The 25766-nt window shown below is 48.2% G+C and carries 20 protein-coding genes; 12 read left to right on the top strand and 8 right to left on the bottom strand.

The window, feature by feature from the left end; genetic code table 11:
* Together ACXAGX_RS18525 and ACXAGX_RS18520 are read left to right on the top strand one after the other, a co-directional pair.
* Window positions 1-2253 (top strand): PKD domain-containing protein (locus ACXAGX_RS18525; RefSeq protein ID WP_474840183.1); only part of this gene is annotated, 2253 nt, incomplete at its 5' end.
* 50 nt (window positions 2254-2303) lie between these two features.
* On the top strand, window positions 2304-2891 hold the full coding sequence (locus ACXAGX_RS18520) for a hypothetical protein (protein WP_474840181.1): 588 nt from the start codon (window positions 2304-2306) through the stop codon (window positions 2889-2891).
* Here the strand turns inward: ACXAGX_RS18520 and ACXAGX_RS18515 are convergent.
* Both ACXAGX_RS18515 and ACXAGX_RS18510 read right to left on the bottom strand, forming a co-directional pair.
* Entirely contained in the window at window positions 2881-5034 is a 2154-nt protein-coding gene (locus tag ACXAGX_RS18515) for a tetratricopeptide repeat protein (protein WP_474840179.1), read from the bottom strand. The two genes, ACXAGX_RS18520 and ACXAGX_RS18515, sit on opposite strands and share 11 nt — an antisense overlap.
* Window positions 5035-5266: 232 nt before the next feature.
* On the bottom strand, window positions 5267-6091 hold the full coding sequence (locus ACXAGX_RS18510) for an inositol monophosphatase family protein (protein ID WP_474840177.1): 825 nt from the start codon (window positions 6089-6091) through the stop codon (window positions 5267-5269).
* 204 nt (window positions 6092-6295) lie between these two features.
* Between ACXAGX_RS18510 and ACXAGX_RS18505 the strand changes: the two genes are divergently transcribed.
* A complete protein-coding gene (locus ACXAGX_RS18505) occupies window positions 6296-6697 on the top strand; it encodes an energy transducer TonB (RefSeq protein WP_474840175.1) in 402 nt (133 codons plus the stop codon).
* Window positions 6698-6835: 138 nt separating this feature from the next.
* Entirely contained in the window at window positions 6836-7408 is a 573-nt protein-coding gene (locus ACXAGX_RS18500) for a DUF502 domain-containing protein (protein WP_474840173.1), read from the top strand.
* A gap of 18 nt (window positions 7409-7426) precedes the next feature.
* Here the strand turns inward: ACXAGX_RS18500 and ACXAGX_RS18495 are convergent, their stop codons facing one another.
* Window positions 7427-8206, bottom strand: coding sequence for a hypothetical protein (locus tag ACXAGX_RS18495; RefSeq protein WP_474840171.1), 780 nt, complete (start codon window positions 8204-8206; stop codon window positions 7427-7429).
* Window positions 8207-8495: 289 nt separating this feature from the next.
* Between ACXAGX_RS18495 and ACXAGX_RS18490 the strand changes: the two genes are divergently transcribed.
* Window positions 8496-9395, top strand: a complete 900-nt coding sequence (locus tag ACXAGX_RS18490) for a LysR family transcriptional regulator (RefSeq protein ID WP_474840169.1) — start codon at window positions 8496-8498, stop codon at window positions 9393-9395.
* Here ACXAGX_RS18490 and ACXAGX_RS18485 read toward each other — a convergent pair.
* Entirely contained in the window at window positions 9392-10003 is a 612-nt protein-coding gene (locus ACXAGX_RS18485; protein ID WP_474840167.1) for a glutathione S-transferase family protein, read from the bottom strand. The two genes, ACXAGX_RS18490 and ACXAGX_RS18485, sit on opposite strands and share 4 nt — an antisense overlap.
* 385 nt (window positions 10004-10388) lie before the next feature.
* Between ACXAGX_RS18485 and ACXAGX_RS18480 the strand changes: the two genes are divergently transcribed.
* Window positions 10389-10895, top strand: coding sequence for a YgjP-like metallopeptidase domain-containing protein (locus ACXAGX_RS18480; RefSeq protein ID WP_474817654.1), 507 nt, complete (start codon window positions 10389-10391; stop codon window positions 10893-10895).
* Between the two features lie 29 nt (window positions 10896-10924).
* The gene (locus tag ACXAGX_RS18475; protein ID WP_474840165.1) at window positions 10925-11275 is read left to right on the top strand and encodes a YacL family protein; all 351 of its coding nucleotides are present in this window, start codon (window positions 10925-10927) and stop codon (window positions 11273-11275) included.
* Between the two features lie 284 nt (window positions 11276-11559).
* Here ACXAGX_RS18475 and ACXAGX_RS18470 read toward each other — a convergent pair whose 3' ends face one another.
* Window positions 11560-13920 carry a winged helix-turn-helix domain-containing protein gene (locus ACXAGX_RS18470; protein WP_474840163.1) on the bottom strand — a complete coding sequence of 787 codons (2361 nt, stop codon included), beginning with the start codon at window positions 13918-13920 and terminating at the stop codon, window positions 11560-11562.
* A gap of 245 nt (window positions 13921-14165) precedes the next feature.
* Between ACXAGX_RS18470 and ACXAGX_RS18465 the strand changes: the two genes are divergently transcribed.
* Window positions 14166-14654: a hypothetical protein gene (locus ACXAGX_RS18465; protein ID WP_474840161.1), complete on the top strand. Its 489-nt coding sequence runs from the start codon at window positions 14166-14168 to the stop codon at window positions 14652-14654.
* Window positions 14655-14816: 162 nt separating this feature from the next.
* Here the strand turns inward: ACXAGX_RS18465 and ACXAGX_RS18460 are convergent, their stop codons facing one another.
* Both ACXAGX_RS18460 and ACXAGX_RS18455 read right to left on the bottom strand, forming a co-directional pair.
* On the bottom strand, window positions 14817-15497 hold the full coding sequence (locus ACXAGX_RS18460) for a hypothetical protein (protein ID WP_474840159.1): 681 nt from the start codon (window positions 15495-15497) through the stop codon (window positions 14817-14819).
* Between the two features lie 91 nt (window positions 15498-15588).
* Window positions 15589-16494: an AraC family transcriptional regulator gene (locus ACXAGX_RS18455; RefSeq protein ID WP_474840157.1), complete on the bottom strand. Its 906-nt coding sequence runs from the start codon at window positions 16492-16494 to the stop codon at window positions 15589-15591.
* 397 nt (window positions 16495-16891) lie between these two features.
* On the opposite strand from ACXAGX_RS18455, the gene ACXAGX_RS18450 reads away from it, so the two are divergent.
* The 3 genes from ACXAGX_RS18450 to ACXAGX_RS18440 are packed head-to-tail and all read left to right on the top strand — an operon-like array spanning window position 16892 to window position 22693.
* Entirely contained in the window at window positions 16892-18118 is a 1227-nt protein-coding gene (locus ACXAGX_RS18450; protein WP_474840155.1) for an efflux RND transporter periplasmic adaptor subunit, read from the top strand.
* Between the two features lie 20 nt (window positions 18119-18138).
* On the top strand, window positions 18139-21297 hold the full coding sequence (locus ACXAGX_RS18445) for an efflux RND transporter permease subunit (RefSeq protein ID WP_474840153.1): 3159 nt from the start codon (window positions 18139-18141) through the stop codon (window positions 21295-21297).
* Window positions 21290-22693 carry an efflux transporter outer membrane subunit gene (locus ACXAGX_RS18440; protein ID WP_474840151.1) on the top strand — a complete coding sequence of 468 codons (1404 nt, stop codon included), beginning with the start codon at window positions 21290-21292 and terminating at the stop codon, window positions 22691-22693. Before ACXAGX_RS18445 ends, ACXAGX_RS18440 begins: the two co-directional genes overlap by 8 nt.
* 14 nt (window positions 22694-22707) lie before the next feature.
* On the opposite strand, the gene ACXAGX_RS18435 is transcribed toward ACXAGX_RS18440, so the two are convergent.
* Complete coding sequence (locus ACXAGX_RS18435; protein ID WP_474840149.1) at window positions 22708-23427, bottom strand: hypothetical protein; 720 nt, start codon at window positions 23425-23427, stop codon at window positions 22708-22710.
* Between the two features lie 300 nt (window positions 23428-23727).
* Here ACXAGX_RS18435 and ACXAGX_RS18430 point away from each other — a divergent pair, with 300 nt between their 5' ends.
* Window positions 23728-25518 carry a tetratricopeptide repeat-containing sulfotransferase family protein gene (locus ACXAGX_RS18430; RefSeq protein WP_474840147.1) on the top strand — a complete coding sequence of 597 codons (1791 nt, stop codon included), beginning with the start codon at window positions 23728-23730 and terminating at the stop codon, window positions 25516-25518.
* Window positions 25519-25766 lie beyond the last annotated feature (248 nt).

The raw sequence follows: 25766 nt of genomic DNA, 5'->3' as shown, positions 1-25766 counted from the left end.
GGGGATATCATTACTCTGCATGCATCTGATTTCAATTACACAGGTTTAGCTGCTTATATCCAGATATTTAACCCCGATGGGACCGAGTTAGCCACCGCTACCGACTATACTGTGACTCGTATTGGTAATCTTGAACTACCTACTACTGGCATCTACACAGTGGTTATTCAAGATGGTGATGTCGCCAACGATAGTGGCTATGCAAATGTCGGTGAATATCAACTTCACTTTGTAAATGCACCTGCAAATGAACACGGAATGTTGATTGCTGATGATTACGTTGAAGAATTCATCACTGTAGGTGACTTGGACAGTTGGCAGTTTTATGCAAACTCAGGTGACTCAGTATACATAGAGGTATCTGAAACTGAACAGGCATCTTTGGCACCTTTCGCAATTCTTTATTCACCGAGTGGCAGTCCCGTTGCACAAGTTGTTAATTACAGAGTGGCGACTATAGAAGACCTTACTCTGCTCGAAGATGGCTATTTTACTCTGGTGATTCAGGACGGTGATATAGCCAACGACAGCGCCTTCGCAGACACAGGCCCCTACCGCATTGGCTTCAACCTTGAGCCCGGTGAGCCTGAACCGGTACCACCGTCTGCGTCAATCTATACGCAAGGCAGTGTTTATCGCTTCGACACCATCACCCTGGATGGCTCTGGTTCAACCGATCCTGATGCCGCGCCATTACCGTTAACCTTCGACTGGACCATTGTTTCCCTGCCCGCAGGTAGCGAACTAGATCCGTATGCACTTGATGATGTGGAAGCTGATTCAGCGACAATCGTTCCCGACGTTAGCGGTGAATATGTCTTCTCGTTAACGGTTGATGATGGCTTGTTCACCGATGCCACTGAAGTAACAGTAACCGTGATGAATCGCGCGCCGTTAGCCATTGCCGGTGAAGATCGTGAAATGGCCACCGGTGGTGTGGTAAGCCTCGACGGTAGCGATTCCTACGACCCGGAAGGTGACACCCTAACGTACAGTTGGAGCCTTGTTGATGTGCCTGCCGGTAGTTCGGCTTACATCGATGAGCCAGCAGCGGTTATCACCAGCTTCGAAGCCGATATTCACGGGGTATATGTGGTAGCCCTGGTTGTGAACGATGGCGAAGCGAATAGCGTTGCAGATACAGTAACCGTAACCGTAATTGATGAAAATGTGGCTCCGGTTGCGCTTTCTTCAGTGCCTCTGGAAGCATTGGTGGGTGATACTGTGATGCTTTACGGCACTGACAGTTACGATCCAGATAACGGCCCGTCGCCGCTCAGCTATGAATGGTACTTTGGCAGCATTCCGGCGGATAGCGGTTTAACCAACGCAGACATTGCCGACAATACCGCTGACACGGCGAGCTTTATCCCAGACGTAGACGGCAACTTCACTGTGTGGCTTACCGTCAGTGATGGCGAACTTAGCAACAGTATCTCGGCAACCACTTACATTGGTGCATTGCCAGTCTGCTCCCTTAATGCTGAGGCCGGTTCCAACGAAACGGTAGATTTGGGCGATGTGGTGTCGCTGGATGGCTCAAACTCATCGTTCACGGATGCGTGTACTGATGTTGCGTTCTCCTGGCAGTTCGTCTCGGTGCCAAGCGGCAGCGTGCTGGATAATGACGACATAGCCAACCGCAACACAAGTGAAGCGTCATTCATGCCTGATACCGACGGTGCATTCGTTCTCAGACTCATGCTGGAAAGCGGTGAAGCAATGTCAGCTGACAACGTGACGATTTCCGTTGAAGCGAATGAATCCCCCATTGCGATAGCGGGGGAAGATCAAGCGCAGGAAGTACAAAGCACTATCACGTTAGACGGTTCAGCCAGTTACGATCCGGATAACGGGCCATCGCCGCTCACGTATCTATGGCAGGTCGTCAGTCAGCCAGCAGGCAGCAATGTGGCCTTATCTACACCTACCGCTGCAGTTTCTGGCTTCTTTGCAATGCTGCCGGGAGACTACGTATTAAGTCTCACAGTGAGTGACAGTGTCGCCAGTGACATTGACGAAATTGTCATCAGCATAGAAGCCGAAGAAGAACCTCTGCGTTGTGACGTAAACGGTGATAATGTAGTCGATAACACCGACATCATGGCTATCTTCGCTAGCCGTTATTCGCCAGCGACGGGGCCTGACGACCCTGCTGATTTCAATGGTGATGGTGTGATCAACGTACTGGATGCAAGGGGCTGCGTATTACAGTGCACCTATACGAACTGTGCTGTTCAACAACCACAATAATGTTTTAACGGGGCTCACCTGAGCCCCCGAATATCAGACAAGGATTGACTATGAAACACTTATGTATTGTATCTTCGGTTATGTTAATGCTCGGTTCTGCAACAGCGAGTGCTGCGCCGGTGTTATCTTTTGGTGAGCTGGAACAGGATTATCTTTATAGCGCTTATGAGGGCGATAGCTTAGAGATCCCGGTTTGGATTTCTGGGTTAAATCCCGAAAACGTGGGTGGCTTCGATGTGACGTTTACCTTCGATGAACCCGTCACCGATCTTGTCAGCGTCGATTTCTCCCTCGACAGCGTTGGCACATTCATTTATGACAGCGTAGATTCCTATGGTGAGGTAACGCTTTCTGCTGTCAGTCTGGATTGGGATCTCAGCGGCCAACCATCTGCTTTCCAAATCGCATCACTGACATTTTCTGCGGTAAGTGCAGGATTAGGACAAATGATGTTTACCGATGTGCTGCTATCTGACGATTTTGGATCTCCTCTGAGCCTGGCCGACAGCTTTATCGCAGATATCAATGTAATGAGCGTGCAAGTACCACCAACACCGGTTCCTGCGCCACCAGCGGCAGGCCTGATGCTGTTCAGTCTGTTCATATTACCACTGCGAAAACGCCTGTTTAAATCGTAAAGTCTGGCGACGCAACAAATCCCGGGCAACTCCCCTCTATGGATTTTTTGAGGCGGATTGCCCGCTCTCTATCACCCATATACAACCAACTCAGACTCAGGTGAAATCGTGTCAGCATGTCCTTGTTTTCTTCAAGGGCTAGGGCCTCTTTTTTCAAGGTGTCGAGCAGCGCTTCCGATGCCAGCGCTTTATCAATTTTCATCAATCGAACATACACACTAATACGCACGGCCTTTTGCATGTCGCTGGCCTCGCCTTTGGTTAAAATGGCATCGAGATAGTCCAGACTCTTAAGATACAACGCCCGCGCGTCATCAATTTGTCCCAGGTGATAATAAGTATCAGCCAAATTCACCCAATACTGGAACAGCTCAGTTTGATTAGACTCCTCACTTTCCAGTTTTTGGTACACGCTCAGCGCGTCGTCGTACTGCTCAAGATAATAATACAGCGTCGCAAGGTTTGACGTGATGACCGGATGTTCTGGCGATACGAGCAATGCGTGTTGATAGGTGTTGCGAGCATCGGCTAAATCGCCGTGACAAAACTGATAAGTGCCAAGATTAGTAAGCGTTTCTAATCCCTCCCAATCCTGCACCGCTTCCTGAGACCAGGAAATCGCTTTCTCCACTTGACCGGTAAAAAAGTAAACCCTCGCTAGTGTGAAAGGCAGTTTCCATTGCTCTGGTTCAAGTGCAATCGCTTTGATTAACGCCTGCTCAGCAGACTTGATGTATTGCTCTTCTCCAGACTGACGAAAGCGCTGTACCTCGACTTCAGCAAACAATTGCAACGCCGTTGTATTGTCTGGGTCGCGTGCAAACAACTGTTGCAAGTATTGTGCAGCCAAGTTCGCGTCTCCCGCCTTGCGGGCAAGCGCTGAACTGGCCAACAGCACCGTTGGCGACTCTGTATTTAACGCGCGAGCTCGCTCGCACTCAGACTCAGCCTCTGCAAGATAACTTTTCTCGCCACTGAAAATATGTTGTTGCACCAGAACGTTACACAGGGTGCCGTGTGCATCAGCAAAATCCGGGCTTTGACGTAGTACCCGGTGGAGGACATCAGATAATTTGAGCAACACGGCTTCGTTACGTTCACCCTCTAACAAGGTTAACCCATCGACATAGCGCTTGTAGTTTTCCCAGTCTGGCGTATCAGGAGTTGCCTCACCTTTATCGGCATGCTCAATGGCGGAAGAGATTGATTCACGGACATAGGTTGACGACGCCGACGCGATAAAGTGACCAGCCCAGAAATGTGACATCCCCTCTTCATCATAGAGCGATAGCCGCAGTAACACATGCTTGCCTATTTTGAGCAGTTCACCGGTAACAACCAGTTCCGCCTTCTCATCTGAAATAATCGAGGGTGGACTCAGCGCAGCCCCATAGCGAAAGCCAGAGCCCGGCACAAACGTACTCACACTGGCTACTGCTTCTTCTAACATGTGTGTGTAGGTGAGCTGTTCGTCGTCGCCCTCTATGGGCATTACGGCAACCACATTGCGGTGAAAAAGCCCCTGTTCTGAAGACACAATGTCTGATTTTTGTGGCGCAATATCTCCCGGCATCTGATTCACGATACCGAAAGCAACGGCAATGACTACGGCAGCAGAGGCCACTAACCATTTCCATCGACCCGGATGCTGCTGTACTGATTCTGCGTGCGGATCAGACGCCGTGACTGGCGAGTCAAGTGCATCTGAAGTGGCAGCTTGTGGAGAGGGAGATGTTGAGGCCCCAGTCACGTCGTCTGCATTTGAATATAACGACCACGTGGGGCATGACAGTGCGTTTGCCACCCGTTCCAGACTTTTCAGATCGACTGGCTGACTGAATACCCTGCTTACCAGCGAGCGCGGTATTTTATCTAGCCCCTCGATTTTCTGAATTTTGCGGGCAAGTTCGGTTTTAGACCGAATTCCGGCTTGGGCCATGGCCTGATTAAGCTTAATCTGCGACGCAATAACGCCGCGTTCCCGACTAGCAGAAGCATCTGGCGCAGACGTGTCGGCGCTTCTGTTTTCGTTGCTTCTGTTATCGTTGCTTTTGTTATCGTTGCTTTTGTTATCGTTGCTGGGATTGCTAGCACTAGGGTTACTCACTTGCTTATTACTGGTGCTATCGTCGTTACTTTTCACGATCACTCCTAATGTTCCATCATCAGGTGTACAGCATCACTCACCAATACGTTGTAATGTATTATCACGAGAACGCGCAGCATCACAACAAGCAGCCGCCGCGAACTCACGATTCCAAGTCAAAATAAAAAGAAGTATTTACACGAAACGTTGCTAATGATTTCTCATCGCATTTCATTAAAACTGAAAGCTGTATTTATCGTTATTCGATAAGTCGTTTTTCAACAAGTTGTTATTCAACAAATAAGGCAGCCACTTCCTGCCAGCGTGTTTCGCTCTCTGCCACCAGTAATTTACCGGAGATCTGAGGTGAATATTCGCTTCCATCAATCATTCGTGCCACAGCCCCAGCCTCCTGGGTAATGAGCAAACCCGCACCATGGTCCCAAATATTCAGCTTATTCTGGAAAATCACAAACGACACCGCACCGGTATTCAGCAGACGGTATTCGGCAGCAGCACAGCGGTAATCCATGATACGCCCCATTTTGTTGGCCACTTCAATAGCTTGCCGACGCTCGGCGTCTTTAGTCACTCCGAAGGAATAGCAACACATGGTATCGGTAAGTGGCAGTGCGTTATGACGACCCGCGGTTAATGGTTGGTCAACACCATTAATTCGCTGAAAAGCACCCTGCCCTTTTATCGCCCACAGGTAATCACCCGTTACTGGTTCAAGAATAATGCCGCCAATCACTGTTCCTCGCGTGGCAATGGCAAGCATTACACCAAAATTTACCGACCCATTCGCGTAGTGCCAGGTGCCATCGATGGGGTCAAGCACGAAGGAAAGCGCTGCTTCAGCAAATTTATCCAGCGATGTAGGATCGTCGTACACGCTTTCCTCACCAATCAACAATGCATCGGGGTACAACGCCACTAACTTGGAGAGTATGAAGTCCTCAGCCGCTTTATCTGCCACCGTGACTAAATCGTGATGATTGAGCTTCTCTTCAATTTGTCCGCTTTGTAATTGCCTGAATCGCGGCATAATTTCCACTTCTGCCGCTTGCAAACAGATTTCCGCTAACTGATGAATTTGTTCTTGGGTGATCACGATGAATATCCTTATTTGGCATGGCTGATACTTAACACCTTATCATGACAGGTTGTCGCCACGATGACAGTGCCAATTGCCTGGCGAATTTAAATAAGCATTGAAGTTATACACTTTGTTGGCTACTGTTTGAGCAGGATATCGGTAAAGGGTATCCGCTTTTCTCACCTCTTAGGATAAGAGCTCCATTATTAAAGGATGAACATGAAGACTCTGTTATTTTTCATTATCGTTATCAGCCTCACCGGTTGCGTATTGCCTCAACGTGAAATCAAATCGGCGCCCAGGCCATTACCGGATTTATCGGCCCAACTGGAAGATGGCCCAGAATCTGCGCCAGATTTATTGTCTAGCAAATCGCCTAAAATGCCATTTTCAGCCGTACGCACCATGCAAAATGGCTGGGTACAAGTGAAGTTCAATATTACTGAAGATGGCGTACCTTCGAGCGTAGAAGTCGTAGATTCCAGCCCTGAAGGGGTTTATGAGAATTCTGCCGTCACTGCCGTTAAGCAATGGCGATACAAGCCATATGAAAAAAATGGAAAACCAGCTGTTTACTACGACCACCAAGCCGTTATTGAATACAATTTTGAGCGAGGTTAAGCAACTTCTAATTTATTCATGAGTGTTAAAGCCTGAAGACAATAAATTACTCCCAGCCCTTGTCGGCGCATCTTGCCGAACAAGGGCGATGCGATACAATCGCCAGATTAGCCACACTCGCTTCCTTTCAGGTTTACCATGTTTAATAAATTGCTGTTGTTGCCCGTTAAGGGCTTAGTCACCATTCTGCCCTTCGCCATTACCATTTATTTTCTGGTGTGGCTGGTAAGCACCACCGAAGCCCTGCTCTCGCCCTTTATTCCGGCCGAATATTATTTTCCCGGATTAGGCGTGGTTACCGTCATCATCGCCCTTTCTGTTATCGGTATTCTGATTAATGCTTATCTGTTTAACTGGGTGATTTCGCTAGGTGAGCGTATTTTTGCCCGTCTGCCGGTTATAAAAACCCTGTTTGGCGCGGTAAAAGATGCGGTAGAGCTGTTTGAAGTTAAAAAGGGCGAAGAGACTAAAAAAGCCGTCGCCGTAGATATGGATAACGGCATTAAGCTTATTGGGTTCATGACCAACGACAAAGTGGCCAACAAGCTCTTTCCCGGGGAAGATAAAGTAGCTGTTTATCTGCCCATGAGTTACCAGATTGGCGGTTATACGCTCTACCTTTCCCGGGACAAAATCATACCGCTGGATATTGATGTAGAAACCGCCATGCGCATTGCAGTAACAGGCGGTAATTCGATAGAAAAAGACTAATTCAGGCCTAGAGACAACCTAGAAAAAGTGCATTATCTCAATGTCCATTAGGGTGTGCTCTTTTGGGCATTGAATGAAATCGATGATCCAGCCCCGCCCATTTTCCAGCGGCGGATGGGTCACACTCATCGCACTATTAGGATAATGCTTCTTACAGGCTACGCAGTAACTTTCACCAACCCCTGCCGCCACCATATTTCTGATGATATAGCGAAATTCCCCACGACAACCGGCGATTTCGCTGTAAAACTCGATACTACTGTCTGCACACTCGGCCCAGCGCTGGATAAGCTGCGTATCGCTTACCTCATCAGGATCGTCTTCCTGTAAATTAATGGTTAGTGTCTCGCTATTTTCAATTTCATAAGGCGAACCATGACGCCCGTCAGCCAAAAACGCCGCCACATCCTTGGCTTCGAAAATAAAGATTCCGCTGTCGTCTTTATCGAATCCTCTGAACCCACTGCCATATTCATAAATATACTTACCGCAGAAAGGCGGATTTTTGTAAACGCCCTGACGAAAAGCGACTCTTTTTCTCTCTTCTTCAGGGTCGATAGGCATGGGTTTTGGCAGTCTAAAAGACTTCGATTGTTCGAGAACCGGCTTGAAAGACCCCCGACTTAACGCTGCAATAAAGAATAACGGCCAGAACAGCACTTCGAAAGGAAAAAAGAATGCCAACGACTTTTTGGAATACGGCCGTTCGAGTGTTTTACGATAGTAAATATGAAACCCAAGGGTAACCGAGGCGGTTACCAGCCCGATGAGCAAATAATAAGAGAAAAAGCGCAGCAAACCCGGTTACTCCTTTATCCAGTTCGCGTTTTTTACATAAATACCAGTTTATGCGTATAACTTCTTCAAAAAAGTTGCTTTTTTTGTTTTTTGACTTAGAGAAAACCAAACCTTTTAGCTCAAACAAAACTCAGTCAATACAAAAAAAGCATTATTTCAAACCCAAAAATATTCAAATATCAACATTTGATGAAGTTTTATATTTATTTGATTGTCGGGAAAAACCATTTTTCGTAAGTTTGCATACAAAATTAAAAATAATTTAAGAAATACTAATTATGGAGGCAGAATGCGACTCGACCCTCGCATGCTCAGGCAGTTTTTGGCCGTCTGCCGCGAAGGAACGATAAGCGGCGCCGCCAAAGCTGAACATGTTTCTCAACCTTCTATCTCTATGGCCATGAATCAATTGGAGCGGGTATTAGAGGTAAAGCTGTTTCAACGCTCGTCAAAAGGCATGATGTTAACTTCTGCAGGCAAAGCCCTGAAGCTGAAAGCCATGAGCGTGGAAAACTTACTGCAAACTGCACAACACGAAATACGTTTATTAGCAGAACAGATTAATGGGCCCCTTCATATTGGCGGAACGCCAGGAGCACTTTCATCCGTAATGGGCCAGGTAATGAGCAGTTTTTGCGAGATGTATCCCACGTTCAATCTGCAACTGACAGAATGCGACGAAGACAATGCACACCACCTGCTACGAACCTATAAGTTAGACATCGCCATTCTGACTACTGGCATGGCCAGTCCGCCGGAAGAATTTTGTGAGGAAACCTTATATTCAGACGCCTTCTCACTGGTTGTCGGCCAGGCCAATAGCCATTTACCTAATGAGGTAAAGCTTGAATCACTGAGTACCATGCGTTGGTTAATGCCAAATAAGGTAGGCGGTTTCAGACACCAGTTGCATGCACTGTTTTTGGGGCATTATGCCAGCCTCCCGAAAAATATTGTGGTAACAGATTCGGTGCTTACCACTAAACAGATACTCATCAATACCGATTATATTGCGTTACTGCCCACGGAATTAGTGAAAACGGAACTGGAGCACGGCTTACTGCGCGCGATCAATATCGCCAATGTAACTGCCAACCGAAAGGTTGGCCTACTATGGCTGGCAGAGCGACAAATGAGCCCTTTTGCCCAGGCATTCATTGATCACGCGAGTCATTTTACCTATCGCTAATACAAGCTGTCTTTTGATTGCGCACGGTAAATTACCGGAATGCGCGCCAACCTTTCATAGTGTTCGGTGATTCTGCCGAACGCAGAAAAATCAAAACCAGCTTCTTTTAGTTGCCTAATTATGCAGAACAAGTAAACATCGAGCACACTCCAGTCTTCTTCGCACCAGAACATGGAATTTCTCAGGCGCTTCTGAATAACCTCGAAAGCAGATTTCAATTGCTCTTCAGCCTGATTTTTTAACACTAATGCATCGAAGGAGAGCCCACTGGCGTAGTTGCAGTACTGCATGCAGTACGGCTGAATATGGCTGGTTATCCAGGAGAGGAAGCAGGTCGATTCGATGAACGTTAACGACCTGGGTAATATCTGCGCCACAGGATATTTCTTATGCAGGTAGAAAATAATGCCTAATGCTTCGGTAATGGTACCATCTGGCGTAAGCAGAGACGGCACTCTTCCCTTAGGATTAATTTTTAAATACTCTGGGCTTTCGTGCTCCAGTTTATCAATATCAATTCTATTTAATTTGTATTCTACCCGTGCTTTTTCAAGCGCAACGGTAACTACCATAGAGCATGGGCTGTGCGAGGCAAATAACGTCAACATGCTTTGACTGCCCAACACAAAGCGAATTGTGCATCTGTCTTGCTCACCTTTCTCGTGAAGGTGTTTAAGCGCACCATAAACAACGGTCTAATTCCTATTTACAATCTTAAAACCGCGCCACACTACCCCGAAAAATAGCATCTGAATAGTATTGATTTTTATGTGTGATATAACTCATTTTGATACCGTAAGATCCGACCAGAAAAAATGAAATTATGTGTTTTTTCAGTGTGATAAACAGAGTGAATATCAACCTGCAGTATCGGCAATCGGCGGTTCGAAACCCATTCACGGATATTATTTTATACTGTCGATAAAGTACTAAGGTTATACTGAAGGTAAGGTATAATTACTGCGTTCAAGCGTTACAGAGAAACCGTCAGATATGTCGCAGTCGTTGACCTACCTTTCCCACTATCCGCAGCATTTACAAGATCAGATTCAACAACTGATAAACAAAAATCAGTTGGGCGACTGGCTGCGTTCCCGCTATACCAGTGTTCATAACATTAACAATGACAAGGATTTACGTGATTATGCGCTGGACATTAAGAATCACTACATGAAGAAAACCCAGCCATTAAGTAAGGTGATATACGACAGCAAAATTCATGTGGTTAACCACGCCCTCGGCCTGCACTCATATGTGTCACGCGTACAGGGTGGCAAATTAAAAAGTAAAAATGAATTGCGTGTCAGCGACCTTTTTAAACGCACCCCAGAACCATTTTTAAATATGATAGTGGTTCACGAGCTGGCACACTTAAAAGAAAAAGATCATAACAAAGCATTCTATAAGCTGTGTCAGCACATGCTGCCCGACTACCATCAGATTGAATTTGATGTTCGGGTGTATCTCACCGAAATGGATGCCAATGGCACCGTGTTTTAATTTCAATAAAAAACAGTAGTGAAAGAAGTATGGATTTTGAGTTTCTAACCGATGTCACCGGGCAACCTCTTGCGCGATGCGACATGGAAAGTGAATATTTTGGCGATTGGCTAAGTCATGACATTGGCAGCGACAAAGCGCTGATCACGTCATTACTGCATAATCTCGACCGTTTATTAGAAAGACAAATCTCCGACTACGAATTTGTTGGCAAAATTTATCACCTTACTATTGCCGATGAAGAAGTCGATTTGTTTCTCAATAACAATGATATTGCCGACAGCCAATTTGAAGATGAACAACTTGATGGCCCGGTCGCGGGCTGTGGCTTAGTGGAACTTAAGCACCTGCTGGCAAGTTGGCAGGCGTTTATAGCCTAACTGCAGCGTTCCTGCTAACGATAACGAGCTAATGATTCTCTGAATTGGCCAGTAACTTTACTAGTCCACCAAAGGCCAGCGCGGTACCCGCAGATAACAGCAAAAACAATATCGATTCCATTTCATTGCCTCCCAGTATCTAATGATCAACGTGATTTAACCAAAAAAAACTCTGCCCAACTGGGCAGAGAACTACACGATTTACGTTTTGGATGGGTCCTGCACTACAATACGCCGGCGAGCGAACATTTGCAAATGATAATTATTAACATTTATGATTTTAACTAATCCAATGTCTGCGCATGGTAGATTTCCGTCTGCTCCTGTCGCCAGTTTCCCAACTTTGCACGAATATCAGCTGGCAGTGACGCCTCCGGCATCATCCACAGCCAAGGATAAACCTCACCATACGTATAATTAGACTCATAAAAATAGCGCTGATCCTGAGGATATGAGACCATTTTGCTGAAATCGCTTCCGGCACTTTCCTGTTCAGGTAACAAGCCCAGCTCAGCAGCACCAAACCAACGGTGCTGGTTAAGATAATTTACCGCGCCGCGCTGTTTCAGCCAGTCATCAGCAAAGACACGAAAAACGTCGTCATCGGGGTACTCTGCGGTTTGCTGCTGCATATGGAACAATACGGGAAGCAAGCTGAATATACGGTTGTCCACAAGCGTCAGTTTACTCAACAAGGCAAAGCCAATATCACGGTCCTCACGCCAATACGCGAAACGTTCAAACTGCTGCCAGAAGCGGGCGTCATCGGTATTGCCATAAAGCACTGCAGTCCTGTCGAACCATTTCCTGGCCTCCCCGACAAGGCTTAGCTCAAGATAAAGCAGCCCTAAATAAGCATTGTTGGTCGGTGACGAATCATCAAGGGCGTTGCACCGTTCCATCGTCTTTATGGCTCTGGCCGTGTGTCCCATATGCTGCAGAATTTTAGCCTTCCACACATATGCCCACGTGTAATCGTTATCTACGCGAATAGCATCTTCTGCTGCGCTCAGCGCCTCTTTCAGTTCCCCACGCCAGAAATGCACAATCGCCAGGTTCACATTGACCCATGGCGATAAACCGTCTTTCTGCTTTGCTCTGAGGGCGTAATCCAGCGCTTTTTCAAAGTCGTTCCTCGCCAGTTCCAGCTCAGAGTACAAATATAACGCGGTGGTATTTTCCGGCAAAAATCTAAGCACTTTTCTTAGTGCGGCGTCTGCGCCTTCAAAGTCAGATGCTGAGGTGTTCAGAATAGCACTGGCGAACAGCGCGTTAGGCTCATCCGCTTCTAAAGAAAGGGCTTTATCAATGGCGCGCTTGGCTTTGGACTGCGCTTCCCCGGCGTCCATGAACGTGTCATGATAATTGTATCGGGCATAAACGTAAGCCAGCGAACCATACGCTTCCGCATACCCGGGATCGGCTTCAACCGCCTTTCTGAAAGATGATTCTGCGCGGTAAAACCACTCGCTGGTTTTTCCGTTCATTAGCCAGTAAATACCCTGCAGATAATGCTGATAGGCTTCTACGTTGTCCACGCCAGACTGCCGTTCTGATGCAGGACGCACTGCTTTGTCTGGTAGCAACGTCTGTTGCACCCGAACCGCAATTTCTCCCGGAATTTCATACAACCGTGAGGCGCTGTCCTCAAACCCTTCAGACCACATAACCCGGTCTTCAGCGGTATCCACCAGTCTCATCACGACTTTATAATCTGTGCCTGTGCGTCTTACACTGCCCTCAAGCAAATATCGCACATTCAGTGCTTCGGCAAGTTTACCTTCCTGATTTTCACGCTGCGATAATGCAAATGCAGAATAACGTGATGGCACCTTCAGTTCAGGCACCCGCGCCAGTTCACTCAGTAATTCTTCCGGTAAGCCTTCCGCCAGGTAAAGAGTGTCCTGATCTGCGCTTAGTTGCTCAAGGGGTAAAACTGCTATGCTCACTGGCTGCGTATCAGTTACAGAAGCACCTACCGGTGAATTTGTGCTAACAGAAGTATCCTCCCATGATGATTCGCCTGAATTCAGATACAGCAGAACTGACGTCACCAGCGTAATTATAAGCATGCCCGCCCAGTATCGTGACTTGCTGACCGGCTTTACAGTCCGGGGATTTTCACCTTTCAACTTACCATGGCTGAAATCGGATGCTCCCAGTTCGCTTTGCGGGGACACGCGAGCATCCGTTGCAGTTTCCGAGCTGATAGCAATGTCTGATTGCTCAGCAGCCTTAGCCGTTTCAGTCTGGGCTTCAGCCAGAGAGGAAGCTTCCTTCTCATCGGCAGCAGGCTTCGCACTGCCAGGCAATGATTGCGTTACCTCAGCATTCAGCCGGTAGCCTTTTTTCGGAACAGTCTGAATAAGCTTACGGTTTTTGCTGTCATTAAAAGCAACCCGAAGCTGAGAAATAATCCGGGTCAGGGCTTCTTCCACTACAACTCGGTTTCCCCACACTTCGGTAAGCAGCGTAGAGCGCGTTACAGTTTCACCAGCAAGGCCTGACAATACCACTAAAACCTGCATCGCCCGGGGTTCAATCTGACGCTTTTCGTCGCCCTGGCTAACAGTATTTTCACCGGGATCGATTCGAAACTCGTTAATACAAAAGCTGTACTCTGGCTTAATTTTACCGGCTTGCAAACTTTCCCACCCATCTTTTGTAGAACATCAAGCAATTGTTTAATAAAAACAATTCACCATCATTAGCAAATCATTAGGTTTTTATTTTGTGTTCATCAGGTAGTTTTTTAACCCGACTGTTACAAATTTATTTCGATTTCGGACAACGCATCCGGGACAGTATAAACGGAGTCACCCAGCTACAGCAAAAGAACTGCCGATGCCTGGTAAAACTCTGCAAAATATAACGTGTTGAGGTGAATATCATGATCCTGATGAAAGCTATGTTTAAGAAAGCAGCTATTGCCACCGTATGTTTATCAGCGGTGTTCAGCGCCAATGCCAGTCAGTCACCTTCGATTGATAACCTGCAGCTTAAGACGAGCGTTCAGGATGTTAACGGTGTTCGTGAAATCGAAACCGGTAACTATCAGCACGGTATTACCCGTACATTAGCAGCGTTGGAAAAAACGACTGTGCCAGCGCTTCGTGCTCCACTGCTGAATAACCTTTGCGTTGCTCATATTGCACTTGGTCAGAGTGAAGAAGCAGAAGTAGCCTGCAATGAAGCCGTTAATGCCGGAAGCCGTAACGCGCTGGCGTTTAATAACCGCGCCATCTTTAACTACCTGCAAAAAGATTCAAAGGCGTGTGTGGAAGACATGGAAAAAGCGCAAGCGCTTGGCCGTTATAACCGCGTGATTCAGAAAAATGCCGAATTTATCGCCCAGCAAAATTTGCTGGCAAAAAACTAATTAAGACCCTCTCCCCAGGGAATTTTTGCCACGGATGATTCGTGGTTTCTACCAACCAAATCCTTAGTCGAACCTCAGCTCTGATTAAGGTGCCGGCGCTGCGCGCCTACTGCAGCGCCGGATTTTTTAGGACACTAGGTAAAAGGGCCAGCAGGCCCTTTTTTATTTGCTCGGTGAACAGCCCGATTCATGCTGAAGCTGCTTTTTCTGCAAATGCTTCATCTGCAACAGCACGGCACCGCGGGTAATCACGCTTGCCCCATTGAGTACGAGTAACGGCCAGGCTTGCGCAAAAGGCGTCGTCAATCCAAACAATAAAGTACTGATATCTTTTGCTAAGATGCCGTAAAACAATCCGAATGAGAGTGAACCTATGTGCTGACGACGACGCAATAACAGCCACTGATGCAGCGTACCTTGAATGAGGATCACCGTTACCAGCAACATCAGCGTATTGGCCCCGAGTTGCGCCAAGGCTGGAAACGGCCGGAACCCCATAGAAATGAATCCGCCCACCAGCGCGGCAGACGCCAACAACGACACCCCAGCGGCCGTTCTTGTGCGCCTTAATCGCCAAATACGCACAAGAATGACCAATGTCAGCAAACAGGCGCCACAGCGTGTCCACACTAGATAATGATTAAACGGCTCAACCGCAATGCCAAAAATGAACATGGCGTAAAAGGCGAAGAAGCTGGAGCCAAACTGATTCAGCGACAGACTGTGGTTGTCATCGCTTACGTTTTGTTGCTGACGGCTGATACGACGAATCTGTGCAAACAAGCCCACCCAAGTAAAAATGAAAATGGCAGAACTGAGTAATCCCAGCAAGTGATAAAGCATAATGGTGAGGCATTACAAATAAAAAGAGCATGGATTGTACCATGCTCTTTTTAATAAACCGCTTACGCGTTTAACTCACTTTTCCCGTGACTCAGGCACCTACACTATTGCGCACGCGGTTGATATCCGCCGCAGGCGGCGCACCAAACAGTCGGCTGTACTCCCGGCTAAACTGAGACGGGCTGCCATAACCTACTTTATAGCCTGCCGTGGCCGCTTCCAGCCCTTCGTGGATCATAATTCGTCGCGCTTCGTTTAAACGTAATTGCTTTTGATATTGCAGCGGCGACATGCTGGTGACCGACTTAAAGCTGTTATAAAGCGCTGACTCGCTCATGTTTACCGCGTTTGCCAAATGCTTAACTTTCAAAGGCTCATCAAAATTGTCGCGGATCATTTCAATCACCTTGCTCATTCTGCTCGCGTTGCTGTCGTGCATCAAAAACTGGCGCAACTGCACGCCGCCAGGGCCATTCAGCACGCGGTACATCAACTCCCGTTTCAACATGGGCAGCAGCACCGGAATGTCTTTTGGGGTTTCATGTAACTGTAGCAGCCGTTGAAATACTGAAAGAATGCCTTCATCCACGTCGTAATTATTCATGCAACAGCCATTCGGCCCGTTTGCATAAAAGCCTTCACCGATATCACTGACCAATTCCGACAAAATGCGCATATCCAGATCGATACTTACACCCACATAGGGTTTTTCGTTACAGGCATTCACTATTTCGCCGATAACCGGCAACATCACCGGTACCATGAGATAAGACATCTCTTTAAAATTGATTTCTTTTTCGCCCATTCGTAGCTTTTTCCCCCCCTGCAACAGAAGGCAGAACATGGGCTCGTATATGGTGGGGTGCGTGCAACTTGTGTGACAGGTGCGAACCGTTTTTAACCCCGGAACGTTAGTTTGCCTGACACCATCGCCATCGTTAATTCGCGACGTAATATCAATAAGCTCTTGCTGATAAAATTGGATTTTTTCATTCATTTTGGCGGTTCCGGTATTGCGTTCATGCGTCAGTATGATGATAAGATAGCGCAACAATAAAGAATTATGCAATTACACAATTTGCTGACCTAAAGTTATCTATAAAGTAAAAATTGTTAACCACGCTCAAATCCTAAACCCAAGACATTGATTTAAATAAAAATAACACTAAAACGACCGCTTTAAGCCATTTTTACCCTCACTTGTACAATTCTTTTCAATCATTGCACAATCCTACAAGCAAAACAGAATCGTGCAATCATCAACAAGTATCGTGTATTAAACAAACTGTTTAGAAACACTAAAATAGCTTCCATCAAATTTCTGCGATCAGCCTGTTTTATTTATCAGTGAAAACGGGGCGGGATCGTTTTCTCAAAATTTAAGGGAGTAACCCATGTCCAGATTTTTCACCCCCACACTCGTTACAAGTGCAATTTTGGCCAGCGCGGTACTTGGCGGTTGCAGTGATGCCAAAGATCCCGCTATGCAGGCAGCCACAGCCCCGGAAGTGAATGTGGCCAATGTTGTTTCAATGCGCCTCAGTGAATGGGATGAATTCAGCGGTCGTTTGCAGGCACCAGAATCCGTTACCCTGATCCCACGCATTTCAGGTTATGTTGAACAAATCCTGTTTGAAGAAGGTGCGCTGGTAAAGGCCGGTGACGTGCTGGTTAAAATTGACCCTCGCCCTTTTGAAGTTGATGTGGAGCGCTTACAAGCGCAGTTAGATAGCGCTGAAAGCCATATGAACCTCACTGAATCTCTATTTCAACGGGGTGAGTCATTAGTCAGTAAAAATGCCATATCACAGGAAGCCCTTGATAATCGCCGTGCGGAATGGCTTGAAGCAAAAGCACAGACAGCAGCGATTCGCGCTGAATTGAAACAGGCTGAGTTGTCGTTATCCTACACAGAAGTGGTTGCCCCCGTGAGCGGACGAGTGTCAAACGCCACCATCACTAAAGGTAACTACGTGTCTGCGGGTAGCAGTGAACTCACTCGCATTGTGTCTACAGAAAAGATGTACGCCTGGTTCAGCGTGGATGAGCAAACCTACTTGCAATACGCCCGCAACGGCCTGATCAACAACCCGAAAACGGCAGCGCAAACCGTATCGATGGGTCTATCTGGTGACGACGATTTTCGTTATCACGGAGCGATTGAGTTCGTTGATAACCGCATCGATGCACAAACCGGTTCCATTCGTATTCGTGCCACTTTCCGTAACGAAGATGGCTCGCTGATGCCGGGCATGTACTCGAAAATCCGGCTTGCTGGCAGTGACGTTCACGACGGCATTCTGATTGATGAAAAAGCCATCGGCACCGACCTTAATAATAAATTCGTACTGGTTGTCGACAGCAATAACACCGTGACCTACCGGAAAATCGACCTTGGCGAATCGCTGGGTGATTTACGCATTGTTGAGAACGGCCTGAGCGAAGGCGAGAGCATAATCGTTAATGGTCTGCAACGTGTTATGCCCGGCATGCAAATCACCCCGGCAACCGTAGATATGGCCGATGAATCCACCCTGGCCGCCATTCGCACTAGTCAGCAGCAACTTGAACCAGAAAGCCTGGCATTGAATGTGTCGGTTAATGGCGTAGTTGTAGAATAATAACAGGAACAAGCACACCTATGTTTTCACGATTTTTTATCCACCGGCCTATCTTTGCCACTGTGCTGTCACTGCTGTTTGTGATCACCGGTGGCATTGCGGTCTGGCAATTGCCCATTACAGAATATCCGGAAGTAGTACCGCCCACGGTGGTGGTGACTGCCAGCTATCCCGGAGCCAACCCGCAGATCATTGCTGAAACGGTGGCATCGCCACTGGAGCAGGAAATCAACGGCGTTGAGAATATGCTCTACATGTCGTCGCAATCTACAGCAGACGGCACCATGACACTTACCGTCACTTTCGCCATCGGCACCAATGCCGACCTGGCGCAGTCTCAGGTTCAAGCCCGGGTCGACCGTGCTGTACCCCGACTGCCACAGGAGGTGCAACGTCTGGGTGTGGTGGCTGAGAAGTCATCGCCAAATCTTACGCTGGTAGTGCATTTGTACTCGCCGGATGAACGTTACGACATGCTGTATTTGTCTAACTTCGCGACCCTGAACGTGCGTGATGAACTCGCTAAAATTAGCGGCGTGGGACAAGTGCGTCAGTTCGGAGCGGGTGAATTCAGTATGCGCGTTTGGCTTGATCCTTCGCGGGTTGCCGCTCTAGGGTTAACCCCGGTAGATATCTCCAATGCCATTCAGGAACAAAACCAGCAGGTGGTTGCCGGTAGTCTGGGGGCGCAGCCTGTTGAAAATGCCGATTTCAACATTCTGATGAATGTAAAAGGCCGTCTCGCTTCAGTGGATGAGTTTGAAGACATCATGATCAAAGTGGGCGAGAACGGTGAAATCAGCCGATTAAAAGATGTGGCACGGGTTGAGCTGGGTGCCGACTCCTACGCCCTGCGTTCTACCATTGATAACAACCCGGCCGTAGGCATGGGCGTGTTTCAGATGGCAGGCTCTAACGCCATTCAGATTTCCGAAAACGTACGCGCCACCATGAACAATTTGTCGCAAACCTTCCCGGAAGGCGTGAGTTATGAAATCGCCTACGACCCTACCGTGTTCGTTCGCGGCTCCATTCAGGCGGTGGTGAAAACACTACTCGAAGCCATCGTGCTAGTGGTGATTGTGGTTGTGCTGTTTTTGCAAACCTGGCGCGCCTCAATTATCCCTCTGGTAGCCGTGCCGGTATCGTTAATTGGTACCTTTGCTTTCATGCAAGTGATGGGTTTCTCGCTTAACGCCCTGTCGCTGTTCGGACTGGTACTGGCGATTGGTATCGTGGTAGACGACGCCATCGTGGTAGTGGAAAACGTTGAACGTAATATCAGTGAAGGTCTGGCACCGGTGGAAGCCACCATCAAGGCAATGAAAGAAGTTACCGGCCCTATTGTCGCCACTACTTTGGTGTTGGCGTCGGTATTCATTCCAACCGCTTTTATGACCGGACTCACAGGCCAGTTTTACAAGCAGTTCGCGCTCACTATTACCATCTCTACGTTTATTTCAGCGATTAACTCACTGACCTTAAGCCCTGCCCTGTCTGCCGTGCTGTTGAAAGGTCATGACGCCCCCAAAGACTGGCTGTCAAAAGGTATCGACACCCTGTTTGGACGCTGGTTGTTTGCGCCCTTTAACCGGTTCTTCAGCAAGCTTTCTGACGGCTACGGTTTTGTGGTTAAACGCATCATCCGGGCTGGTGCACTGGTTCTGGTGGTGTATGCAGGACTGGTAGCGCTTACTGGCGTTCAGTTTCAATCTACGCCAACCGGTTATATCCCGGCACAGGACAAACAGTACCTGATTGCATTTGCACAACTGCCAAATGCAGCCTCGTTGGATCGCACCGATAAGGTAATTGAACAGATGTCGGCCATGGCGCTGGAGCATCCAGGTGTTGCCAATACCATTGCGTTCCCTGGTCTTAGCATTAATGGCTTCACCAATGCCACTAATAGCGGGATTGTGTTTGTGACCCTGGATGATTTTGACGACCGTAAAGATCCGTCGCTTTCTGCCAATGCCATCGCGGCACAGCTCAATGGGAAGTACAGCACCTTAAAAGATGCCTTCGTTGCCATATTCCCGCCGCCACCGGTGATGGGCCTGGGTACCATTGGTGGCTTCCGCCTGCAACTGGAAGACCGGGCCGGTTACGGCTTTGAGGAACTGAACCGGGTGACCATGGAGATCATGCAAAAAGCTGCCACGACGCCAGAACTGGCCGGTGTGTTCTCGGGATATCAGGTGAACGTGCCGCAAATCGATATCGATGTAGATCGCGAAAAAGCCAAGCAACAAGGCATCGATTTAAACACGCTGTTCAGCACATTACAGGGCTATATGAGTTCGACTTATGTCAATGACTTCAACTTGTTTGGTCGCACCTACCAGGTGAACATGCAGGCTGATCAGCAGTTCCGTGCCTCGGCCCAGCAGGTTGGACAGCTGAAGGTGAGCAATGCGCAGGGAGAAATGGTCTCGCTGGACTCGTTTATCCGCGTGAACGACACCGCTGCGCCAGACCGGGTAATGCACTACAACGGCTTTACTACCGCAGAGATTAACGGCGGTGCAGCACCTGGCTATAGTTCTGGTGAGGCGCAGGCTGCTATTGAGCGCATTCTCGATGAAACTCTACCAAACGGTATGACTTACGAGTGGACCGAGCTGACCTATCAGCAAATCCTCACCGGTGATGCCAATATGCTTGTGTTCCCACTGGTCATCGTACTGGTATTCATGGTGCTGGCTGCACAATATGAAAGTCTGCGTTTGCCACTGGCCATTGTGTTGATTATTCCAATGACGCTGTTGTCGGCGCTAAGCGGCGTAATGCTGTATCACGGAGACAACAACATTCTCACGCAAATCGGACTCATTGTATTGGTAGGCCTTGCCACCAAAAACGCCATCCTAATTGTGGAATTTGCCAAAGAACTGCAGGAACAAGGGTTAAGCCGTATGGATGCCATTTTAGAAGCTGGACGCTTGCGTCTTCGCCCCATCCTCATGACCTCCATCGCTTTCATTATGGGCGTGGCACCGCTGGTATTTTCTACCGGTGCGGGTGCAGAAATGCGTCAGGCCATGGGTGTTGCCGTATTCTCAGGCATGATTGGCGTTACCTTGTTCGGCTTGTTACTTACCCCACTGTTTTACTATCTGCTCACGCGTGAAACGCCGACGCAGAAAACATTACAAGGAGAACAGGACAATGCGTAGTGCTGTTACTTTCCTGGCAACCGCAGTGGCGGTTGCCACCCTGGCGGGCTGCACGGTCGGCCCAGACTATGAAAAGCCGCAACAGGTTGCCAACGTAGCACTTGCTGATTACGTGGCTGCCCCGGCGTTACAAACCTGGTGGACTGAGTTTGAAGATCCCGCTCTGTCTGCGCTGATTGCTACCGCAATCAAGCAAAACCGCGATTTACAACAAGCGGCGGCCAATGTGGCAAAAGCGAATGCAGCTTTTCGTCAGGCTGGCGCGAATCGTTGGCCCGACGGTGACCTGTCGTCATCGTATCAGGTGAGTGAAAATGCCACCTTGTTTGCCGCCGACGATAACGTCATTAACCGCAGTTACACCAACGGCCTGTCGTTAAGTTGGAATGCTGACCTCGCCGGTGGCCTGAAGCGTGCGCAGGAAGCCGCTTCAGCCCAGGCGCAACAGGCAACCATGCTATGGCAAGACGCGAAATTGCAAATTATCAGCCAGGTAGCTGCCAGCTATGGCGACTATCGCGGTGCCCAGCGCCGCCTGTTCTACGCCGAGATGAACCGCAATTTTCTGCAACAAAGCATGGACGTGATCCAGGCACAGATTGAAGCAGGCAGCGCTACCGAATTTGAAAAAGCCCAGCTTGAAGTTCAGATGCGCCAGGTAGAAACGCAGATCCCCGCCATTCGGGTAACGCAGAAAACTGCGCACAATACGCTGGCAGCTCTACTGGGCCAAACGGCTGAATCACTCACCATCGGCGGTGGTGCGGGTATTCCCGCACTGCAAACCCCGGTAAAAATTGATGACAGCATCAATTACCTGCAATATCGTCCTGACGTGGCCTCTGCCGAACGGAATCTGGCTGCCATGACCGCCCAGCAGGGTGTGGCGACTGCCGAGCTTTACCCAGACGTTTCAGTGAGCGGTTTTCTTGGCTTTTTATCTTCGCCGTCACTTGCGCTGAACAGCGCCAGTCAGAGCTGGAATGTCACACCGTCAATTAGACTGTTACCACTCAACCTGGCCGCAGTGAATACCCGCATTGATATGGCAGAAGCCGATACTGCCATCGCGCTTTCTCAGTTTGAGCAAACGGTTGTTGAAGCGGCCAACGACATGCAACTGTCTTTCGACACCTATGGCCTCACCCGGGAACAACTGGTAAGTGCACAAAGTCAGTTCGAAGCCAGTGAACGGGCGGCCAAAATTGCCCGGGCGCGCTATCGCTCGGGTACTACAGACTTCCTGCAGTTACTCGACAGTGAGCGGGAATTGCTAGATAGCCGGGATCAACTCGCGGTGGTAGAAGTGGCGCACTTTCAGCGACTGGTCGGGGTATACCGGGCGTTTTCCGGTGCTTTACAAACCGAATCTGAATTACAGGCATCAGCCCGATAACAGTAAGGGGCGCGTTACGCGCCCTGTGCTGTAAACAAAGAAGAAGAGACTGTTTGTGTTCTGGGCGTTGGCGACACATTGAACACAATAAACATCAGAAAGGTGCAATATACAGTCGCGACAAGCAAAATAAACGCACTGAGATCCTGTTGTATCAGCATTGCCAGCGGCACAAACAAGGCTACCGGCACGAAGGCCAGAAAGGTTTTCCAACGTAGCATCAACGTCAGCCAGATATGCTCACCCTGCTGACGGGAAAGGTTCAGGCCGTTACAGAAATGGGCAATCACGTATGGCATTAGTTGGGCAACACAAACTGCCGCGCCTGCGACCACAATTCCCATCACCGAAAAACCGTCCCACGTCATCGCCTGCTCCCCTCCACCAGAAAGCATCATCCCGGCTACAGACGTCGCCACAACATAACCCAGCCAACTCAGTGCCGTCATCGCCACAACGGCTGGCAAGAATAAGCGTTGCTGGTGTTTCAGTTCGTCAAATAATCCAGTCAGTGTTCCAAAACGATAGTGAATACTTACACAACACACTACCAATGTAACCAGTAGTCCGTAGGCACCCATTTTGAGTGGGAACAGAGAAAAAGGAATTGCCGTAACCGCAAAAGCTAATAGCAGTAGCGCACCCGACACAATGGGTGCATTGCCGATAAAGCGGCACATTTCCTTGTAGCCCCGGATATAATCCTTAGAAGAAAGATTAGTATTAATTTGCATAAGGAAGACCTCTGAAGACAAGTGGTTACTATATGCACAACGCTTAAAATTTGAAGACTTCAAACATTAAACCGGGTATCACTAACACTACCCACGTATAGCTTTGAATACCTTTTGAGTTTTATCCATCTACACAAATTGCCTGCAAATCAGCATGTTCGGTTCTCGCCAACCACACTTCCGCATTAAATAATTGCTGCAGCGATAAATAATTGCTGTTAGCCTTTTCGGTGAAATTTCCGCTGCATGCCACCATCGGTCTTATTACAACAACCATTACTCAGGGCTTTTTATTTACCCATGTCTCACGCACCTAAACAGCAACTGCTAGATCAGGCTAATCACTTCATTGATGCGCAACAATGGGACGAAGCGGTGAAGGTGCTGTACATAGGCGTTAAGCAATTCCCTGAATTTTATGAGGCGTGGTTGCTATTTAGCCGCGGCTTATATGAGGTGGGACATATGAGGGAAGCCGTGCAAATTGTCCAGCATGCTGAACAGTTAGATCCGCTACAATCCGACTTTAAATATATTCAGCAGTGTATGCAACGCCAGGCGCTCGCTGAGGCAGAGCAGAGAGCCAGACAAATGCTCTCACACACTGCAAATCACCCGAAAGCGTGTTTTAGCCTGGCGAGTATCGCGTTAACGCAAAATCAACCCGATGAAAGCATTGCCTGCCTGGAGCCAGCAACAAGGGTGCACCCTGCTAATGCAACCCTATGTCATTTGTTGTCTACCAGCTACGATAAGGCCGGGCGCTTTGAGGATGCAATAAAAGAGGCGACAAGGTTAGTCTCACTCGATAATGGGCTAGACCCATTGTGGATGCTCATCAATTTGCTACTCAAGTATGGTCAATACCCGGCACTACTGGCTCGCTGTGACGAGGCAGAGAAACACCTTGCCAGCAATTCCGAAGAGCTCAGCAAACTCAATGTTATTCGCGGTCAGGCGTACCGCATTTTGGGTAAACGTGAGCAGAGTATTCGTTGCTTACAGGCCAGTCTTAACGCCAATGCTAATAATGCCGAAGCCTGGTGGGCGCTGGCAGACTTTAAAAATTACCATTTCAGTGACGACGACAAAGCAAAATTGGGCAGCTTAGTTAATAGTAACGTTCCTGCCCACATTCGTTGCCCGGCCACCTTTGCTTATGCCAAATTAAGTGAAGCTGACAACCGTCCCGCAGAATCGTTTGCGCTATACAAACAAGCCAATGCATTAAAAGACACGGCAGGTTTTACCCCGATGGCAATGCAGAAAGAATGTGAAAATCGCATTCATACGTATCGTCGTTCATCGCTCGCTTCCCAAGCCACAATAAACCACCAGCAATCGGTGCCCATATTCATTGTGGGCCTGCCCCGCTCCGGCTCCACGTTAATCGAGCAAATGCTGGCAAGTCACACACAAATTGAAGGCACAATTGAACAGCCCACGCTGCCCGCCATTGAACGCCAGGCAGAACGGCTGGCAGCGAAGCAATATGGCTGCAACTTGTCGGACGCGCTGTACCAGCTCAAATCGGATGAACTTGCCTCACTTGGGCAAGCCTATCTCGATAATGGCAGATTATTCCGTACAGGCGAACGTCAGTTTTTTACCGATAAACAGCCCTTCAATTACCGTTTGGTGGGGCTCATTCATAAAATTCTGCCGCAAGCGAAGATCATCGATGTCAGACGCAATCCCATGGATTGTGGGTACAGCCTATATAAGCAGTACTTCCCCCACGGTGTTTATTTCAGTTATGACCTTGTCCATATTGCCGATGCGTTCAATGCCTATGAGGCGTTAATGCATCACTGGGATGATGTGTTGCCTGGAAAAGTGCTAAAGGTGCAATATGAGAATCTGGTGGCTGCGCCGGAAGACGAGTTAACGCGTATTTTGCACTATATTGGTTTGCCCTTTGAACAAGCATGCCTCAACTTTCAACATTCCGGGCGAGCCGTTCACACTGCAAGCAGCGAACAGGTGCGCCAACCTATCAATTTTAATGGTATTGATAGATGGAAGCCGGTTGCAAACGAGCTTGATGATCTAAAAAAGCGGCTGAATTCACTTAAAATGGTGCAAAAATAGTTATTCAGCCAAATGATATATCTATTCAACTTGATTAGTTATCCATTCAACGATAAATTCCCGCCCAAAAAACACAGACTGCTGTAAGTGCACCTTAAAAGTGCAAACTGTCGCACCAAATTGGTATATCACCCCATTTTTTTGCTCTTTTCGTGCTCACTGACCGCACCATCCAGCTTCATTAAACTTGGTATGAAGTGTGCTCAGTACATTACTTAGTCTTACCGTGTCATAAAAATTACAAAAAC

It is taken from the genome of Alteromonas sp. ABV4_515 (genome assembly GCF_056160345.1).
Note: the sequence above shows the minus strand (reverse complement) of the source record. Positions and strands in the feature narration are given on the sequence as shown.